The organism is Gracilibacillus sp. HCP3S3_G5_2 (genome assembly GCF_052063305.1).
Taxonomy (GTDB): Bacteria; Bacillota; Bacilli; order Bacillales; family Amphibacillaceae; genus Gracilibacillus.
Genome location: NZ_JBQHXU010000002.1, coordinates 93,324 through 107,764 on the forward strand (window position 1 = coordinate 93,324; position 14,441 = coordinate 107,764).

The following is a 14,441-nucleotide window of genomic DNA, read 5'->3' on the forward strand; positions in this document are numbered from 1 at the left end:
CTCTTTAAGCTTTCAAAAAGCTTCTCCGGTGATAAGGTGTTAAACCATGGTCACTTATAGCATTTAAATGCTGTTTTGTCCCATATCCACTGTTTTGATCAAAAGCGTATGAAGGGTATTGTTTATGTAACTTTTCCATCATTCTATCTCGTGTTACCTTTGCCACTATACTTGCTGCTGCAATGGAAATACTTTTTTGATCTCCTTTTATGATTGCATCCCATGGTACTTTCACTTTCTCTAGATTTACTGCATCTATGAGCACATAGTCTACTTGGTTTAATTCCTTTAATGCCAGATACATCGCTTTTTTAGATGCTTGTAAAATATTAATCTCGTCAATTTCTAGCGCATCTACTACACCAACAGCATAGTCAACCGCATGCTTTGTAATATATTGATAAAATAATTCTCTCTTTTTCTTTGATACTTGTTTGGAATCATTCAATCCTAATAATTGAAAATCACTTGGCAAAATAACAGCAGCTGCAACAACTGGGCCTGCTAACGGTCCTCTTCCAACTTCGTCTACACCCGCAACATAGGTAATACCTTTATTCCATAACCTCTTCTCATGCTGACTCATCTTGACGAATAGTTCCTCTTGAACCCGAGCCGCTGTTTGTCTTTTTTCATATTGTTTTAATAATGTTTGGACGCCTTTCCGTTGATCTTGATACAATTCTTTTAGCACATTTTCTGTCGGCTGTTCTTTTGTTAAATATTGTTTAATTTCGTTAATTGTCCAATTATCATTCATCTCTTTCTACCTCGTTTCCTAATTTATCGGCACTATTTCAAAAAAATGAAGCATTTAAATAGCTTTCTTTCATCGTAAAACAAAGCGAGACTTCCATCAGTAGGAGTTTACATCAGAGCAAGTCCTCAAGAAAGAATTTCGCAGTTTATGTATCTTGTGCTTTCTTGGTAATTTCAAACAAAAAGTATACACTCGTTTCCATATAACCGGAACGGGGTGTATACTTTTCTGACGACATTATAAGTCTTGCTGTGGTTGCTCTAGTGTAACTCTTCCTAATCTTCCAGAGCGTAAGTCTTGCAGGATGATTTCGGCTGTTTTTTCGAAATTAACTTTACCACCAGATTCAAGGCAACCTCTTCCTTTACCTATGTGTTCAAATATTTCGTTCATATCTTCGTTATCTTCTGTAACTTTATATCGTTCCTGTAATACAGAAGGGTAAGTTTCTTGTAAATACTCGATCACAAATGCTGCTATATCTTCTATCGGGAGTAATTGATCCTTTATTGTACCAATCGCGGCTAGTCTATATCCTACTATTTGCTCTTCAAATTTCGGCCAAAGAATACCAGGTGTATCTAATAATTCAAAATCCTTTTTAACTTTTATCCATTGTTGATTCTTGGTCACACCTGGTTTATCACCAGTCTTCGCTATCTTCTTTTGAACTAACCGATTAATTAATGTTGATTTTCCTACATTAGGTATTCCAATAATCATTGCTCGGGCAGGCCTTGGACGTACGCCTTTTTTCTTTAAACGATCCATTTTCTCCTTGGCCATTTCCTTTGCCTTTTGAATCACATACTGGATATCTTTGCGGTCATTAACGTTGACAGAAATGGCAACAATACCTTGCTCTAAGAAGTGATCAAGCCAGGCTTTGGTCATTACAGGGTCAGCTAAATCATTCTTCATGAGGACCACCATTTTTGGTTTCTGATTTAAAATTTGCTGTAAAAGAGGGTTTTCTGAAGAAGCTGGTGCCCGTGCATCAACTAATTCAATCACGAAATCAACTAATTTCAGTTTTTCCTGTACTTCTCTTTTTGCTTTAGCCATATGACCAGGAAACCATTGAATTGTCATGTGCCTCACCTCTTTTCTTTCTGTTAACTTATTTTATGAAGTCAATTTTATCGATTGGCCAGTACGTTACGGCAGCTATTCCCACAATTTGATCCATCGGTATAAATCCAAGATGTCTACTGTCGGTGGAATTTGGTCTATTATCTCCTAAAACAAATACGTGTCCTTCAGGAACTACTTCATCATTGCCTGGGATATCTTGTAAAGAGAAATTGGTTGTGTAGTTTGATTGGTTATTTTCTATTTCCGTATGAATAAAAGGTTCCTCAACTGGTTGTCCATTAATATATAGCTGGTCATCCTGATAGACAACGGAATCACCAGGTAAACCAATCACCCTTTTTATGTAATCCTTCTTCGCAGTAGCATGAAAAACGATAACATCAAAACGATCTGGTTCACCAAACAGTAAGCTTGCCTTATTTACAATAATTCGATCCTTATCCTCTAGTGATGGTAACATGGATGGACCTTCCACAATAATTGGTACAGCTATAAACATTCGAAATAAAATTACAATCAATGCCGTAATAACAATAGTTTTAATCCAATCGACCCAATCTATCTTTTTCTCTGCCATGAAAAGATCCCTTTCTTTCACACAAATGCCTTTAAAATATGATATAGAAGAAAAAGGAGCCTGACAATTCAAGCTCCTTCTCACACAATACTCATTAGCGAATTTCTTTGATACGAGCCGCTTTACCACGTAGGTTACGTAGATAATATAGCTTCGCACGACGAACTTTACCACGACGAGTCACTTCGATTTTTTCGAGTCGTGGTGAATGCACAGGGAATGTACGTTCAACCCCTACACCGTAAGAAATTTTACGAACTGTAAATGTTTCACTAATACCACCATTTTGGCGCTTAATGACAACACCTTCGAATACCTGAATACGCTCACGGTTACCTTCCACAACTTTCACGTGAACTTTTACCGTATCACCAGCACGAAATTCAGGTAAATCAGTACGCAATTGATCCTTCGTAATTTCTTCGATTAATTTTTGCATTCTGTTACACTCCTTCCAAACCAATGCTCTTAACGTAATTAGACGCAGCGGAACATCGTTTATTCACCTTAAGCGTTCACTTAAGCACAACTATCAATATAGCATACCAACAAACGGAATTCAACTATTTTCTTGTGATGATTGCCATTCTTTTATCCAATTTTGTTCTTTTTCCGTTAAATCGAGATTTTCTAGTAAATCTTTTCTTCTCAAAAACGTCCTTTTCAATGCTTCCTTTCTACGCCATTCTTCAATATGTGCATGGTTGCCTGACAACAAAACATCCGGAACTTTTATACCTCGGAAGTCAGCTGGTCGAGTGTAATGTGGATGTTCTAGTAAACCGGTTGAAAAGGAGTCCTGAACTGCAGAATCATCGTTTCCCAGTACACCTGGTAATAGACGAACAATACTATCAATCACAACCATCGCACCTAATTCCCCACCAGTTAGTACATAATCACCAATGGATATCTCATCGGTAACAAGTTCTGTTCTAATTCGCTCATCATAGCCCTCATAATGACCACAAATAAAAATCAAATGTTCTTCTTTTGCAAGCTCTTCTGCTTTGCTCTGGGAATATGTTTCTCCTTGAGGGCACATTAAAATCACACGAGGTTTGTGAGAGGTATTTTTTTCGATTGCCTCTACTGCATCAAAAATAGGTTGAGGCTTTAATACCATTCCTGCGCCTCCACCATATGGATAATCATCCACTTTATTGTGTTTATTATCAGTATAATCACGAAAGTTCACATAATTATACTGGAATGCACCAGATTCATGCGCTTTTTTTAATATGGAAGATTGAAAAACACCTTTAAACATTTCTGGAAACAAAGATAATATATCTATCCTCATCAATCTAATAACCCTTCCATCGGTTCGATTTTAATTAGTTGTTGTTTCGTATCTACTTCTTTCACCACTTCTTCAATATACGGTATCAACAGTTCTTTTCCATTATGCTTAACGACCCATACATCATTTGCACCAGGTGAAAGGATTTCCGTTACTTTACCTATTGATTCTCCAGCTGTAGTTTTAACCTCACATCCAATGATTTCGTGGTAATAATACTCGTTTTCTGCTAACTCTGAGATTTCACTCATTCTAATAACTAACAACGATTCTTTCAAATGCTCTACATCATTAATATTGTTATACCCTTCGAAATGTAATAAATCAAAATTCTTGTGAACGCGGTGACCGTCAATAATAACTTGTCTTAGTTCAGGATTATTTTTTTCTTTAATCCACAAAGTAGAACCTATTTCGAAACGTTCTTCAAAATCAGTAATCCGTATTACCTTTACTTCCCCCTTTATACCATGAGTATTGACAATTTTTCCTACTTTTAAATAATCCATGTATTTTAATACCACCTGTTATCTAATTTTCTTAATAACTCCATCTTTTACAATAATTGATTTTTGTTCCGTTAAATCGTCCCAGTTCATCCCTTCTTCGATGTCAATAACTGCTTCTACTTCCCCATCATTTATTTCACTTCCAATTGGTAATATTTCCAGTTGTTCTAGCTTATATTTATACCATTTTATATGATCTTGACGGTTAGACATTTCTTTTTTGAATTTGACTGCAATGTCTGCCTTTTTATTGGTTGATCTTTGTTCTAGCTTTTTTTGCTCAAATTTCAATTGTTCGCATTCTTGCTCAAGTTTAAATATTTTAAATTGGTATTCTTCTCTTAGTTGTTCTTTGCTTTGGTCTGTTACAATTTTTTTGACGGGAACTTTTTTTATAATTTTCATTGTTTCAGCCTCTCTCTCATCCCTATTAATGAGCTTGAAAACACCTAACAAAAGAATAGCACGCCACCAAACCAAAGCGCAAGTATACACCAGAAAAACAGCAAACCCTCGCTTATCTTCTCCCCTGTCTGATTTATAGTAGATAACAACTGCGACTAATAGTTACTTTTATTCATTCTGTTTTTAGTAAGTGGTATGATACGCTTCGGCAGAACACTTCGCTTTCCGTGGGCACGGCCTTAGCCTCCTCAAAAAGCAAAAATCGCTTTTCTGCGGGGTCTTCGACTCATGCTATTACCACCGGAGTCTACGTATTCTGCCTACGCTAGTAATAATATTGATTATTGAAAGAATAAAAATACAGGAATTATATCTTTGAGACTTTCTGTTACTTAATCAGAACACTACATTGAGCTGCGGAAAAGTGCGACACTCCTGTGGGAAAAGCGCGAGCTGAAGATCCACTTGGTGAAGCGCTCTTCTTTACCAAGTTAGCTGAAGCCGTGCCCACGGAAAGGGAGTATTTTTCCGCAGCGTGGAACTTACACTCAACTCAAAAGAATGGAAGACAGCAAATCTTATGAAAGTTATTTCGCAGTTTATGTATATAGCGACTATTTATAGTTACTGCTAATAAAAAAGAGGGGCCGTTTGGCCTCCCTCTTTTCACATGATATCTAAGTAGATTTTTTTATTAGATTTCATTCCGGCTGCATATACAACCGTTCGTATTGATTTAGCAATTCGGCCATTTTTTCCGATCACTTTCCCAACGTCATTCTCATGCACTTGAAGATGATAGACAATTTTATTGTCTTCTTCATTTTCTGACACTACAATAGCTTCAGGATGATCAACCAATGGTTCAACAATTGTTTCAATCAATGATTTCATCGAATCACATCACTTTATTATTGATTTTTTGATTCGTGGAATTTCTTCATGATGCCTTCTTTTGAGAATAAGTTACGTACCGTATCACTTGGTTTTGCACCTTTAGTCATCCAATCAAGTGCTTTATCTTCATCTAATTTCACTTCAACCGGGTTAACTACCGGGTTATATGTTCCAATTTGCTCGATAATACGTCCATCACGTGGAGAACGAGAATCCGCAACTACGATACGATAGAATGGATTTCTTTTAGAACCCATGCGCTTTAAGCGAATTTTCACTGCCATATTTCACACCTCCATATAAATATCTCACACAAGATAGAATTGTATCAGATTTAAATTAGTCTGTAAAGGGTTTTTACCTTACATAAACGGAAAATTCAATCCTTTAGGTTTTTTGCCCTTTTTACCTTTTTTCCCTTGCTGCATATTCGTCATTTGTTTCATCATTTTCTTCATTTCTTCAAACTGCTTCAACAAACGGTTTACCTCTGAAACAGAGCGGCCCGATCCACGCGCAATTCGTTTACGACGACTTGCATTAATAACACTTGGATCTTGCCGTTCTTTTGCTGTCATCGATTGAATGATCGCTTCCACATGGGAAATTTGCTTTTCATCAAAATCGACATTTTTAAGACCTTTCATTTTGTTCGCGCCTGGTATCATTTCAATTAATTCATCTAGTGGACCCATGTTTTTTACTTGGCCCATTTGTTCAAGGAAATCATCAAATGTAAAAGAAGCAGAGCGCATTTTTTCTTCTAATTCTTTCGCTCTTTTTTCATCGACATTTTCTTGTGCTTTTTCAATAAGTGATAGTACATCTCCCATCCCTAAAATACGGGATGCCATTCGCTCTGGGTGAAACACTTCCAACTGATCTAACTTTTCACCCATACCAGCAAATTTGATCGGTTTTTCGGTAACAGCTTTAATTGATAATGCCGCACCACCACGTGTATCACCGTCAAGTTTCGTTAATACAACACCAGAAATATCTAATTGTTCATTAAAGCTTTCAGCAACATTTACTGCATCTTGACCGGTCATCGAGTCCACAACTAAAAAGACTTCATTAGGATTCACATTTTGTTTAATCTGAATTAACTCATCCATTAACTCATTGTCAACATGAAGACGTCCTGCCGTATCAATAATTACATAATCTAGATGTTCCTCTTTAGCATAGTCCATCGCTTTATTGGCAATGTCGACCGGGTTTGCATCCGTTCCTTCTGAATAAACAGGCATATTTAGTTGTTTACCTAACGTTTCTAATTGATCAATTGCAGCTGGACGGTAAACATCAGCGGCAACTAATAATGGCTTTCGATTATACTTTTTCCGCAATAAATTGGCCAACTTACCAGTTGTTGTTGTTTTACCAGCACCTTGTAAACCAACCATCATGATGACTGTCGGTGGTTTGTCTGCCACAGCAATTTTGCTTTCATCGCCACCCATTAAGGCCGTTAATTCTTCTTTTACTACTTTAATTACTTGTTGACCCGGAGTTAAACTTTCCATTACTTCCTGGCCAACTGCCCGTTCTTTCACTTTCTTGATAAAATCTTTGACGACTTTAAAGTTTACATCTGCTTCTAATAAAGCTAAACGGACTTCTCTTGTCATTTCTTTTACATCTTGTTCCGTTACTTTACCTTTTCCCTTAATTTTTTGAATGGTACTCTGCAGGCGGTCGGCTAAACCTTCAAATGCCATACTATACGCCCCCTATTCGATTTCAATGATCTGCTCTACCTTTTCTTTCAATACTTGATCATTGTTTGCTTTCGCCAATGTCATTAATTCTTGGAGTAACTGTTGTCGTTTGATAAATTTTTTATAGAGACCAAGTTTCTCCTCATATTCTTCTAGCATTTGTTCTGTTCTTCGAATATTATCATAAATCGCTTGTCTGGATACATTAGATGTTTCCGAAATTTCCCCAAGAGAGAAATCTTCTACATAATACATCTCCATATAATTTCGTTGCTTTTCAGTTAGCAATTTCTGATAAAAATCATAAAGAGCGTTAATCCTTGTCGTTTTCTCTAACATATTAAGGACACCTCGTTAAGTAAATTACCTTTACACTTCAGTCTAATCATCTTAAGACAAAATTGTCAAGGATGATCCTATTCTTCCTCTAATAAATCTGCAAATAAACCATAGACAAACGCATTTGGATCAAATACTTGTAAGTCCGTCACTTTTTCACCGAGTCCTACTAATTTTACTGGTAGGCCAAGTTCATTACGGATAGCTAGTACAATCCCACCTTTAGCAGTTCCGTCTAACTTTGTAAGCACGATACCGGAAACATCTGTTGCTTTGGAAAATGTTTTTGCCTGACTCAATGCATTCTGTCCAGTTGTTGCATCTAGTACTAGTAGTACCTCATGAGGTGCGTTGGGAACTTCACGCTCAATCACTCGCTTTACTTTTGCTAATTCATTCATTAAGTTAACCTTATTCTGCAAACGACCAGCCGTATCGCATAGTAGGACATCTGCATTCCGTGATTTTGCTGCTTGAATTCCATCATAAATAACGGCTGCAGGATCACTTCCCTCGTTATGTTTAATGACATCCACCCCTACACGATTGCCCCATTCATCCAGTTGTTGAATAGCTCCGGCTCGGAACGTATCCCCTGCGGTTAAAAGCACTTCTTTTCCTTCTGACTTTAGTTGATGAGCTAATTTTCCAATCGTTGTTGTCTTACCGACACCATTCACTCCTACAAAAAGGATAACAGTTAAATCATTTTCCTGAATATTTAAGGACGTCTCTTCTGATACATCCTCATCTCCTTGATAAATATCCACCAATTTTTCCGAGATCACTTGCTTTACTTCAGTAGTGTCTTTAATATTTTGTCTTTTCACTTCCATTTCCAATTCTTCGATTAGATCCATTACGGTTGCTACACCAACATCCGCTGCAATCAACACTTCCTCAAGGTCTTCAAAAAAATCTTCATCGACCTTTCGATAACGAGCAACTAAATCATTGATTTTCTCTGAAAATGATTTTCTTGTTTTACTTAACCCATCTTTATATTTATCTGACACTTCTTCTTGCTTATCTGTTGCTTGAAATTTATCCTTCAATTTTCTTAGGAAACTCATGGTTTTACCTCCTCACACTTATGCTTCCAAAAGCTCTGGTGCTTCTTCTAATTTCACAGAAACTAAACGGGAAACTCCTGATTCCTGCATTGTCACACCATACAGTACATCCGCTTCTTCCATTGTACCTTTTCGGTGTGTAATCACAATAAATTGAGTATGTTTACTATAATATTTTAAATATTGAGCAAAACGGGTAACATTCGCTTCATCTAGTGCTGCTTCTACTTCATCTAGTACACAAAACGGGACAGGACGAACTCTTAGTATCGCAAATAATAAGGCTATAGCAGTTAGAGCTCTTTCTCCACCAGATAACAAACCTAGTTGTTGCAGTTTTTTACCTGGAGGCTGCGCAATAATATCTACCCCAGTCTCTAATAGTTGATCTGGATCTGTTAATTTTAATTCAGCATGTCCCCCGCCAAATAAACGTTGAAACACGACGGTAAATTCTTCTTTTATTTGCGAAAAAGTTTCATTAAATCGTCTCGTCATTTCTTCGTCCATTTCGGCAATAATTTCATATAAGGTACGCTTTGCCTCTATTAAGTCATTTTGCTGACTAGTGAGAAATTCATACCGTTCCTTAATTCTATCATACTCATCGATAGCACCAATATTAACAGTACCTAATTCTTCGATCGATTTCTTAATTAACTTAACCTGTTCCTTTGCCTCTTCCAGATTATCAGGCTGAGGATAGGCAGTTTTAGCTTTTTCAAACGTTATACTGTAGTCACTTTCAAGCTGTGCAAGTCGATTTTCCAGTTCCAAATCTAATCGATTTCGTTCGATTTCGATCGTTTGAATCTCTTGTTGTAATTGATATTCTTCTTTTTTCACCTGCTTAAGTGATTCATCTAATGTTGTAACATGTTGCTGTGTTTCAGCTCGTTGTTCACGTAATCCTTGTAAATCCTGCTGTAATGTTACTTTTTCCTGACGTTTCTTTTGAATTTCTTCGTCAATTTCTTCTTCTGTTTGTTGACTATTTTTTATTTCTATTAATTGTTGGAGTTGTTTTTGTTTGACAGAAATCGTATCAGTTACTTCCGTTATCTCCGTCTCTGCTTTCTCCACCTTCTCTTTTTGATTAGAGAGTTTACTTCTTAGTTCCGCCTGCTCAACATGGCGTGACTGTAATTCCTGTTTTAATTCCTCTTCTTTCGCCTCGAAGTTTTGATGTTGGTCTGTCAAATTTTCGATTTCGCTATCGAGCTTACTTAACTTAGATTGTAGCCGGTCTAAGTCATGTTCTATCTGCTCTAATTGTTGCAATAAAAATTTTCGGTCTTCTTCTTGTTGCAATTTGTCTTGATCATAGATCGATAGCTGGTCATTCAAATGCTCTAAAGACAATTTCCATTCTTTATAATTACTTAAATGTTCTTGATACGTAGTTCTGATTTCCTCTAATTCTCGGTAATACTTCTCTTTCTCTGATTGCAAATCAGCTAATGCATCTTTTTGTTCTTTTATTTGCTTTTCATAGTCTGCAACACGGGTTTGATACTCTTTGTATTTATTCGTTAATGTCTTTAATTCTCGATCTCTAGTAAATAATGATTGGTTATTTTTCTTTTTTGCCCCTCCAGACATGGAACCCCCTGGGTTTACTACATCTCCATCCAAAGTGACAATTCGATATCTTCGCCCAGTTTTTTGGGCAAATTGGTTGGCTGCACTTAGCGACTTAGCAATAATAACATTTCCTAGTAATGCTTGCATTACTGGCTGATAGGTTGAATCATAACGGATTAAATTAACTGCTACACCAACAAACTCTTCTTCCTGTTCAAGCATCTGAACCAAATTTGCGGGAATCTGCTTTGATTTCATGGCATTAATTGGTAGAAAGGTAGCCCTACCTTTGTTTGTTTTTTTCAACCAATGAATAGCTTCACGAGCTGATTTCTCTGAATCAACTACAATATGTTGGGCTTGTGCTCCCAAAGCTGTTTCCATCGCATCTACTAACTCATCGTCAAATTCGATTAACTCTGGTATGGCACCATGAATACCCGTTAATTTCTTCTGTTCTCTTGCTTTTAAGACTTCTTTTACGCCAAAATAAAAACCTTGAAAATCCTCTTTCAAGTCTTCCAGCATTTCTTTTTTGGACTTAAGATTTTCAACCATCTGGTAGCCTTTATATAATTTTTGCTGCATATCATCTAGTAGTTTAGATTCAACCGTTACTTTTCTTTCAAGTTTTTCGTGCTCTGCTTGATACTTATGTAATTGCTCCTCTGCTTGTTTCCACCGTTCTTCTGCTTCTTGAACAGATTGTTTGAACTGTTGACGTTCCTGATGAAGATGTTCCCATTTAGAAGATTGAACATGCTGCTTGCCTTTCATTCTCTCTAACTGCTGTTGGATAGAATTTTTCTCATTACGTTTTGCAGCCTGTTCATTTAGCAGTTCAATATAATCACTTTTAAGTGTTTCGATATCCTCTTCTAGTGTATTCTTCCCTTTTTCTAATTTTTCTTTTGTCTCTTTTATTTGTTGTAATAACTGTTGATAATGGGCTTGATATTGATTAAGGATTGTCTGTTCTGCTTCTAAACTGTCTACAAGCGAAGTCTTTTTCGTTTCAGTCTCTTTTATTTCTTGTTCCAGCTTCTCTTTATTTTCTTGAAAGTGTTGGAGTCGCTCACGAAAGATCTTCTTATTTCCTTCAAGACTTTCTAGTTCTTGGGTTTCTACTAGCAGTGTTTCTTGTAAGGTCGTTATTTGCTCATCCATTTTTTGGATTTTCTGTTTTAAATGATCACTTTCTTCTTCTCTTTTCTCTACCCATTGTTGTTTTTCTTTTAACGACTGACGCTTAGTTTCAATCTGCTTTTGTGACGCTTCCCATCGTTGATTTAGTTCTTCGATTTCTTTAGCAAGTACACCTACTTCTACATTAGTCAATCGTTCCTTTTGTGCTAGATATTCTTTAGCAATTGATGCTTGCTGTTCAAGTGGTTGTAGCTGACCATCTATTTCATAAATAATATCTTCCACACGATTTAAATTTTCTTGCGTTTCTGCTAATTTATATTCGGCCTGCTTCTTTCTGTTTTTATATTTTAAAACGCCAGCGGCTTCTTCAAATATAACTCGGCGTTCTTCTGATTTAGAACTTAAGATTTCTTCCACTTTACCTTGACTTATGATGGAAAATGCTTCTTTACCCATACCTGAATCCATAAATAGCTCGGTAATGTCTTTCAGACGGCACGGTTGTTTATTCATTAAATATTCACTTTCACCAGAACGATACACCCGACGTGTAATACTAACCTCTTGATAGTCAACAGGTAATGCATTGTCTGAGTTATCTAACACTAGTGTCACTTCGGCAACATTTAATGCATTACGTGTATCACTGCCCTGGAAAATAATATCTTCCATTTTGGACCCTCGTAATGACTTTGCTGATTGTTCACCGAGCACCCAACGGATCGCATCTGTAATGTTACTTTTTCCGCTACCGTTCGGGCCTACGACTGCTGTAACACCTGGAACAAATTCTATTTTTACTCTTTCAGCGAAAGATTTAAAACCAATTGTATCTAATTGTTTTAAATACATGTTTAAAACTCCTATTTATTATCTTCTAACAACATAAATTTTATGTTGACGTTTATTTATTCTTTGCAATTCAACTAATTTATTTTATCATAAAGAATAGAGTAAGAGAAGGAAGTTTCATAAGAAAAGTTCAGAGCGCTCTGCTTTAGCAGCTGGATGGATAAACTTTTTTCATCAAAATTCAAAACAGGAGTTGTTTCATGTGAATTTAGAAGAAAGATCGGAAGATAATTTAGCCCATATTATTCAGGAGATGGGCAGAATGTTGCAGGTTGTCAATAGTTCCATTATGGATCCTGAAGATTACAATATTGAACATTATCATGAATTAAAATCACTTTATGATCTATTAAAACAAAAAGGCAAACTGACAGTTGCAGAAACACAGGCATTTATCGCCGAATTGAAAAACTACCGGAAATAAGCTACTAATCATCATTACCTTAACGTTTAAAAGCGGTTTTTTATACTACAATACCTTAGGAAATAAAGTAAATTAGGTAAGCAATGTATAAAGGACCGTACCTATTTGGGTCAAATACCTTTTCTATTCTACACATCAGGTGATTACCTCTATTAGTGGCCTTATCAACTAAACATTACTATTCACAAAAACAATTTTAGGCACAACCAAATATGAAGAATATAGAAAATATAGCTTACACTTCTGGATTATTTCTGCCTTGGAATAAAGTTTGTCATACCTAAATGAACTATATCTGTTATAGTTCCGGCACAAAATCATTCAGCAGATTGATTAGAAAGCCTATACCGTCTTTAAACGAGAGGAGAAGGTTGTGTGAAAAATGTATTAATGAACTACTTGAAAGCTAAAAAAGGTGTGGAAGAAAATTACGTGAATGATTGGCAGGCTTATAATTACAAAGTTGGTGGCAAAATGATTGCCATTATTGGTCAGGACAAAACAGAACAACCTATTATTTCTCTCAAAGGTGATGTGGGAAAATCTGAGCAACTTAGACAAGAGTATGAAGATATCATACCTGGCTATTATTTAAATAAACAACATTGGAATTCCATTTACTATGCAAACAATCGTGTCCCAGTCGAGTTAATTAAGCAACTAATTGATCAATCTTACGACTTAGTACTTCAGTCATTAACCAAGAAAAAAAGGCAAGAAATCAATCAGTTATAGTTAAATCTGCACAATATGTTCTTCTACTATTAGCAAATTTAATGAAAATGAACGCAAGCAAAAGAACCATTACAAAAAATGAGAGGCTAGGTCAAAAGGATAATAGGGAATAGAAAATCTACAAAACGCGCTTCCTCCGAGGCAATTCAAGCTAAGAATCCACATTAACAGACCGTCATAATACGCTCCTGGAGAGTGGGTATTGTGACGGTCCGATGAGATAACCTGTTCGGGTGTTTCTTTCTCTTCCATCCATGTGTCCCTTGCCTGTCTTAGTTGATCAATCTTTTTTTGAAGCGCATAATTAACGATAAAGGCTGTCCAATGCTTGCTTTGCCGCCCGTTGTTCGGCTTCTTTTTTCGTCCTGCCTACACCTTTTCCAGCTGTTTTACCATTAATAGTAACGACAGCAAAAAATTCTCGATCATGTGCAGGGCCTTTTTCATTTACAATACTATATTCTACTAGTTTATTTTTATGTTGCTGGACTGTTTCCTGCAACTGACTTTTATAATCCATCGTATGCGAAAAAGCACCGGTTGTAATCTCAGTGTATACATACTTTCTCAAAAAGGTAATAACCTGTTCATACCCTTGATCTAAGTATAATGCCCCAATGAAGGCTTCAAAAACATCAGCTAGTAATGCTGGGCGATTACGTCCACCTGTTAATTCTTCACCCTTACCTAATAGAACATACTTACTGAAGTCCAAATTCTCTGCGAACCGAACTAAAGCTGGTTCACAAACAATAGAAGCTCTTAATTTCGTTAAATCTCCTTCTTCTAATTCATCATATTCTCGGTAAAGGTATTGAGAAACGCCCAATTCCAAAACAGCATCACCCAAGAATTCTAATCTTTCATTATCTAGTAATTTCTTTTTCCGGTGCTCATTCACATAGGATGAATGAGTAAAAGCTTGCCTTAATAATTTTTCATTTTGAAAATAAATACCTAAATTTTCTTGAAGCTCTTTAAAATCTGACACATTCTTCACCTACCAACATGAAAT

The 14,441-nt window shown here is 36.3% G+C and carries 16 protein-coding genes; 2 read left to right on the forward strand and 14 right to left on the reverse strand.

Annotated elements, in window-relative coordinates; all coding sequences use genetic code 11:
• Nucleotides 1-4: 4 nt before the first annotated feature.
• The 13 genes from ACTNEP_RS02860 to smc all read right to left on the reverse strand — a co-directional run bounded on the left by ACTNEP_RS02860 (nt 5) and on the right by smc (nt 12,267).
• Nucleotides 5-760 (reverse strand): ribonuclease HII, encoded by a 756-nt coding sequence (locus ACTNEP_RS02860; protein ID WP_441160101.1) that lies wholly within the window; start codon nt 758-760, stop codon nt 5-7.
• Nucleotides 761-997: 237 nt separating this feature from the next.
• On the reverse strand, nt 998-1,852 hold the full coding sequence (ylqF, locus tag ACTNEP_RS02865) for a ribosome biogenesis GTPase YlqF (protein ID WP_441160103.1): 855 nt from the start codon (nt 1,850-1,852) through the stop codon (nt 998-1,000).
• A gap of 28 nt (nt 1,853-1,880) precedes the next feature.
• Nucleotides 1,881-2,432 (reverse strand): signal peptidase I, encoded by a 552-nt coding sequence (lepB, locus tag ACTNEP_RS02870; protein ID WP_441160104.1) that lies wholly within the window; start codon nt 2,430-2,432, stop codon nt 1,881-1,883.
• Nucleotides 2,433-2,526: 94 nt separating this feature from the next.
• Nucleotides 2,527-2,871 carry a 50S ribosomal protein L19 gene (gene rplS, locus ACTNEP_RS02875; protein WP_441160106.1) on the reverse strand — a complete coding sequence of 115 codons (345 nt, stop codon included), beginning with the start codon at nt 2,869-2,871 and terminating at the stop codon, nt 2,527-2,529.
• Between the two features lie 120 nt (nt 2,872-2,991).
• On the reverse strand, nt 2,992-3,735 hold the full coding sequence (gene trmD, locus ACTNEP_RS02880; protein WP_441160107.1) for a tRNA (guanosine(37)-N1)-methyltransferase TrmD: 744 nt from the start codon (nt 3,733-3,735) through the stop codon (nt 2,992-2,994).
• Nucleotides 3,735-4,244: a ribosome maturation factor RimM gene (gene rimM, locus ACTNEP_RS02885; protein WP_441160108.1), complete on the reverse strand. Its 510-nt coding sequence runs from the start codon at nt 4,242-4,244 to the stop codon at nt 3,735-3,737. The genes trmD and rimM overlap by 1 nt, the downstream gene beginning before the upstream one ends.
• An 18-nt stretch (nt 4,245-4,262) precedes the next feature.
• Nucleotides 4,263-4,649, reverse strand: a complete 387-nt coding sequence (locus ACTNEP_RS02890; RefSeq protein ID WP_441160110.1) for a YlqD family protein — start codon at nt 4,647-4,649, stop codon at nt 4,263-4,265.
• A 666-nt stretch (nt 4,650-5,315) separates the two neighbouring features.
• Entirely contained in the window at nt 5,316-5,543 is a 228-nt protein-coding gene (locus tag ACTNEP_RS02895) for a KH domain-containing protein (protein WP_441160111.1), read from the reverse strand.
• Nucleotides 5,544-5,560: 17 nt separating this feature from the next.
• Nucleotides 5,561-5,830, reverse strand: coding sequence for a 30S ribosomal protein S16 (gene rpsP / locus ACTNEP_RS02900; protein WP_441160112.1), 270 nt, complete (start codon nt 5,828-5,830; stop codon nt 5,561-5,563).
• A gap of 78 nt (nt 5,831-5,908) precedes the next feature.
• Entirely contained in the window at nt 5,909-7,270 is a 1,362-nt protein-coding gene (ffh, locus tag ACTNEP_RS02905) for a signal recognition particle protein (protein ID WP_441160113.1), read from the reverse strand.
• Nucleotides 7,271-7,282: 12 nt separating this feature from the next.
• Complete coding sequence (locus ACTNEP_RS02910) at nt 7,283-7,609, reverse strand: putative DNA-binding protein (RefSeq protein ID WP_441160115.1); 327 nt, start codon at nt 7,607-7,609, stop codon at nt 7,283-7,285.
• A gap of 77 nt (nt 7,610-7,686) precedes the next feature.
• Nucleotides 7,687-8,682: a signal recognition particle-docking protein FtsY gene (ftsY, locus tag ACTNEP_RS02915; RefSeq protein ID WP_441160117.1), complete on the reverse strand. Its 996-nt coding sequence runs from the start codon at nt 8,680-8,682 to the stop codon at nt 7,687-7,689.
• 18 nt (nt 8,683-8,700) lie between these two features.
• The gene (gene smc, locus ACTNEP_RS02920) at nt 8,701-12,267 is read right to left on the reverse strand and encodes a chromosome segregation protein SMC (RefSeq protein ID WP_441160118.1); all 3,567 of its coding nucleotides are present in this window, start codon (nt 12,265-12,267) and stop codon (nt 8,701-8,703) included.
• A gap of 202 nt (nt 12,268-12,469) precedes the next feature.
• On the opposite strand from smc, the gene ACTNEP_RS02925 reads away from it, so the two are divergent.
• Together ACTNEP_RS02925 and ACTNEP_RS02930 are read left to right on the forward strand one after the other, a co-directional pair.
• Complete coding sequence (locus ACTNEP_RS02925) at nt 12,470-12,691, forward strand: DUF1128 domain-containing protein (protein WP_441160120.1); 222 nt, start codon at nt 12,470-12,472, stop codon at nt 12,689-12,691.
• Between the two features lie 375 nt (nt 12,692-13,066).
• Nucleotides 13,067-13,426, forward strand: a complete 360-nt coding sequence (locus ACTNEP_RS02930) for an MmcQ/YjbR family DNA-binding protein (RefSeq protein ID WP_441160121.1) — start codon at nt 13,067-13,069, stop codon at nt 13,424-13,426.
• 304 nt (nt 13,427-13,730) lie between these two features.
• Here ACTNEP_RS02930 and rnc read toward each other — a convergent pair whose 3' ends face one another.
• Nucleotides 13,731-14,417, reverse strand: a complete 687-nt coding sequence (gene rnc, locus ACTNEP_RS02935) for a ribonuclease III (protein ID WP_441160122.1) — start codon at nt 14,415-14,417, stop codon at nt 13,731-13,733.
• Nucleotides 14,418-14,441: the final 24 nt, after the last annotated feature.

What these genes read in the sequence shown, in the direction of transcription:
- rplS (WP_441160106.1), bottom strand. Translation starts at nt 2,871, where the DNA reads ATGCAAAAATTAATCGAAGAAATTACGAAGGATCAATTGCGTACTGAT.
- ACTNEP_RS02890 (WP_441160110.1), bottom strand. Translation starts at nt 4,649, where the DNA reads ATGAAAATTATAAAAAAAGTTCCCGTCAAAAAAATTGTAACAGACCAA.
- lepB (WP_441160104.1), bottom strand. Translation starts at nt 2,432, where the DNA reads ATGGCAGAGAAAAAGATAGATTGGGTCGATTGGATTAAAACTATTGTT.
- ACTNEP_RS02910 (WP_441160115.1), bottom strand. Translation starts at nt 7,609, where the DNA reads ATGTTAGAGAAAACGACAAGGATTAACGCTCTTTATGATTTTTATCAG.
- rimM (WP_441160108.1), bottom strand. Translation starts at nt 4,244, where the DNA reads ATGGATTATTTAAAAGTAGGAAAAATTGTCAATACTCATGGTATAAAG.
- ACTNEP_RS02895 (WP_441160111.1), bottom strand. Translation starts at nt 5,543, where the DNA reads ATGAAATCATTGATTGAAACAATTGTTGAACCATTGGTTGATCATCCT.
- rpsP (WP_441160112.1), bottom strand. Translation starts at nt 5,830, where the DNA reads ATGGCAGTGAAAATTCGCTTAAAGCGCATGGGTTCTAAAAGAAATCCA.
- trmD (WP_441160107.1), bottom strand. Translation starts at nt 3,735, where the DNA reads ATGAGGATAGATATATTATCTTTGTTTCCAGAAATGTTTAAAGGTGTT.
- smc (WP_441160118.1), bottom strand. Translation starts at nt 12,267, where the DNA reads ATGTATTTAAAACAATTAGATACAATTGGTTTTAAATCTTTCGCTGAA.
- ftsY (WP_441160117.1), bottom strand. Translation starts at nt 8,682, where the DNA reads ATGAGTTTCCTAAGAAAATTGAAGGATAAATTTCAAGCAACAGATAAG.
- ACTNEP_RS02860 (WP_441160101.1), bottom strand. Translation starts at nt 760, where the DNA reads ATGAATGATAATTGGACAATTAACGAAATTAAACAATATTTAACAAAA.
- ffh (WP_441160113.1), bottom strand. Translation starts at nt 7,270, where the DNA reads ATGGCATTTGAAGGTTTAGCCGACCGCCTGCAGAGTACCATTCAAAAA.
- ylqF (WP_441160103.1), bottom strand. Translation starts at nt 1,852, where the DNA reads ATGACAATTCAATGGTTTCCTGGTCATATGGCTAAAGCAAAAAGAGAA.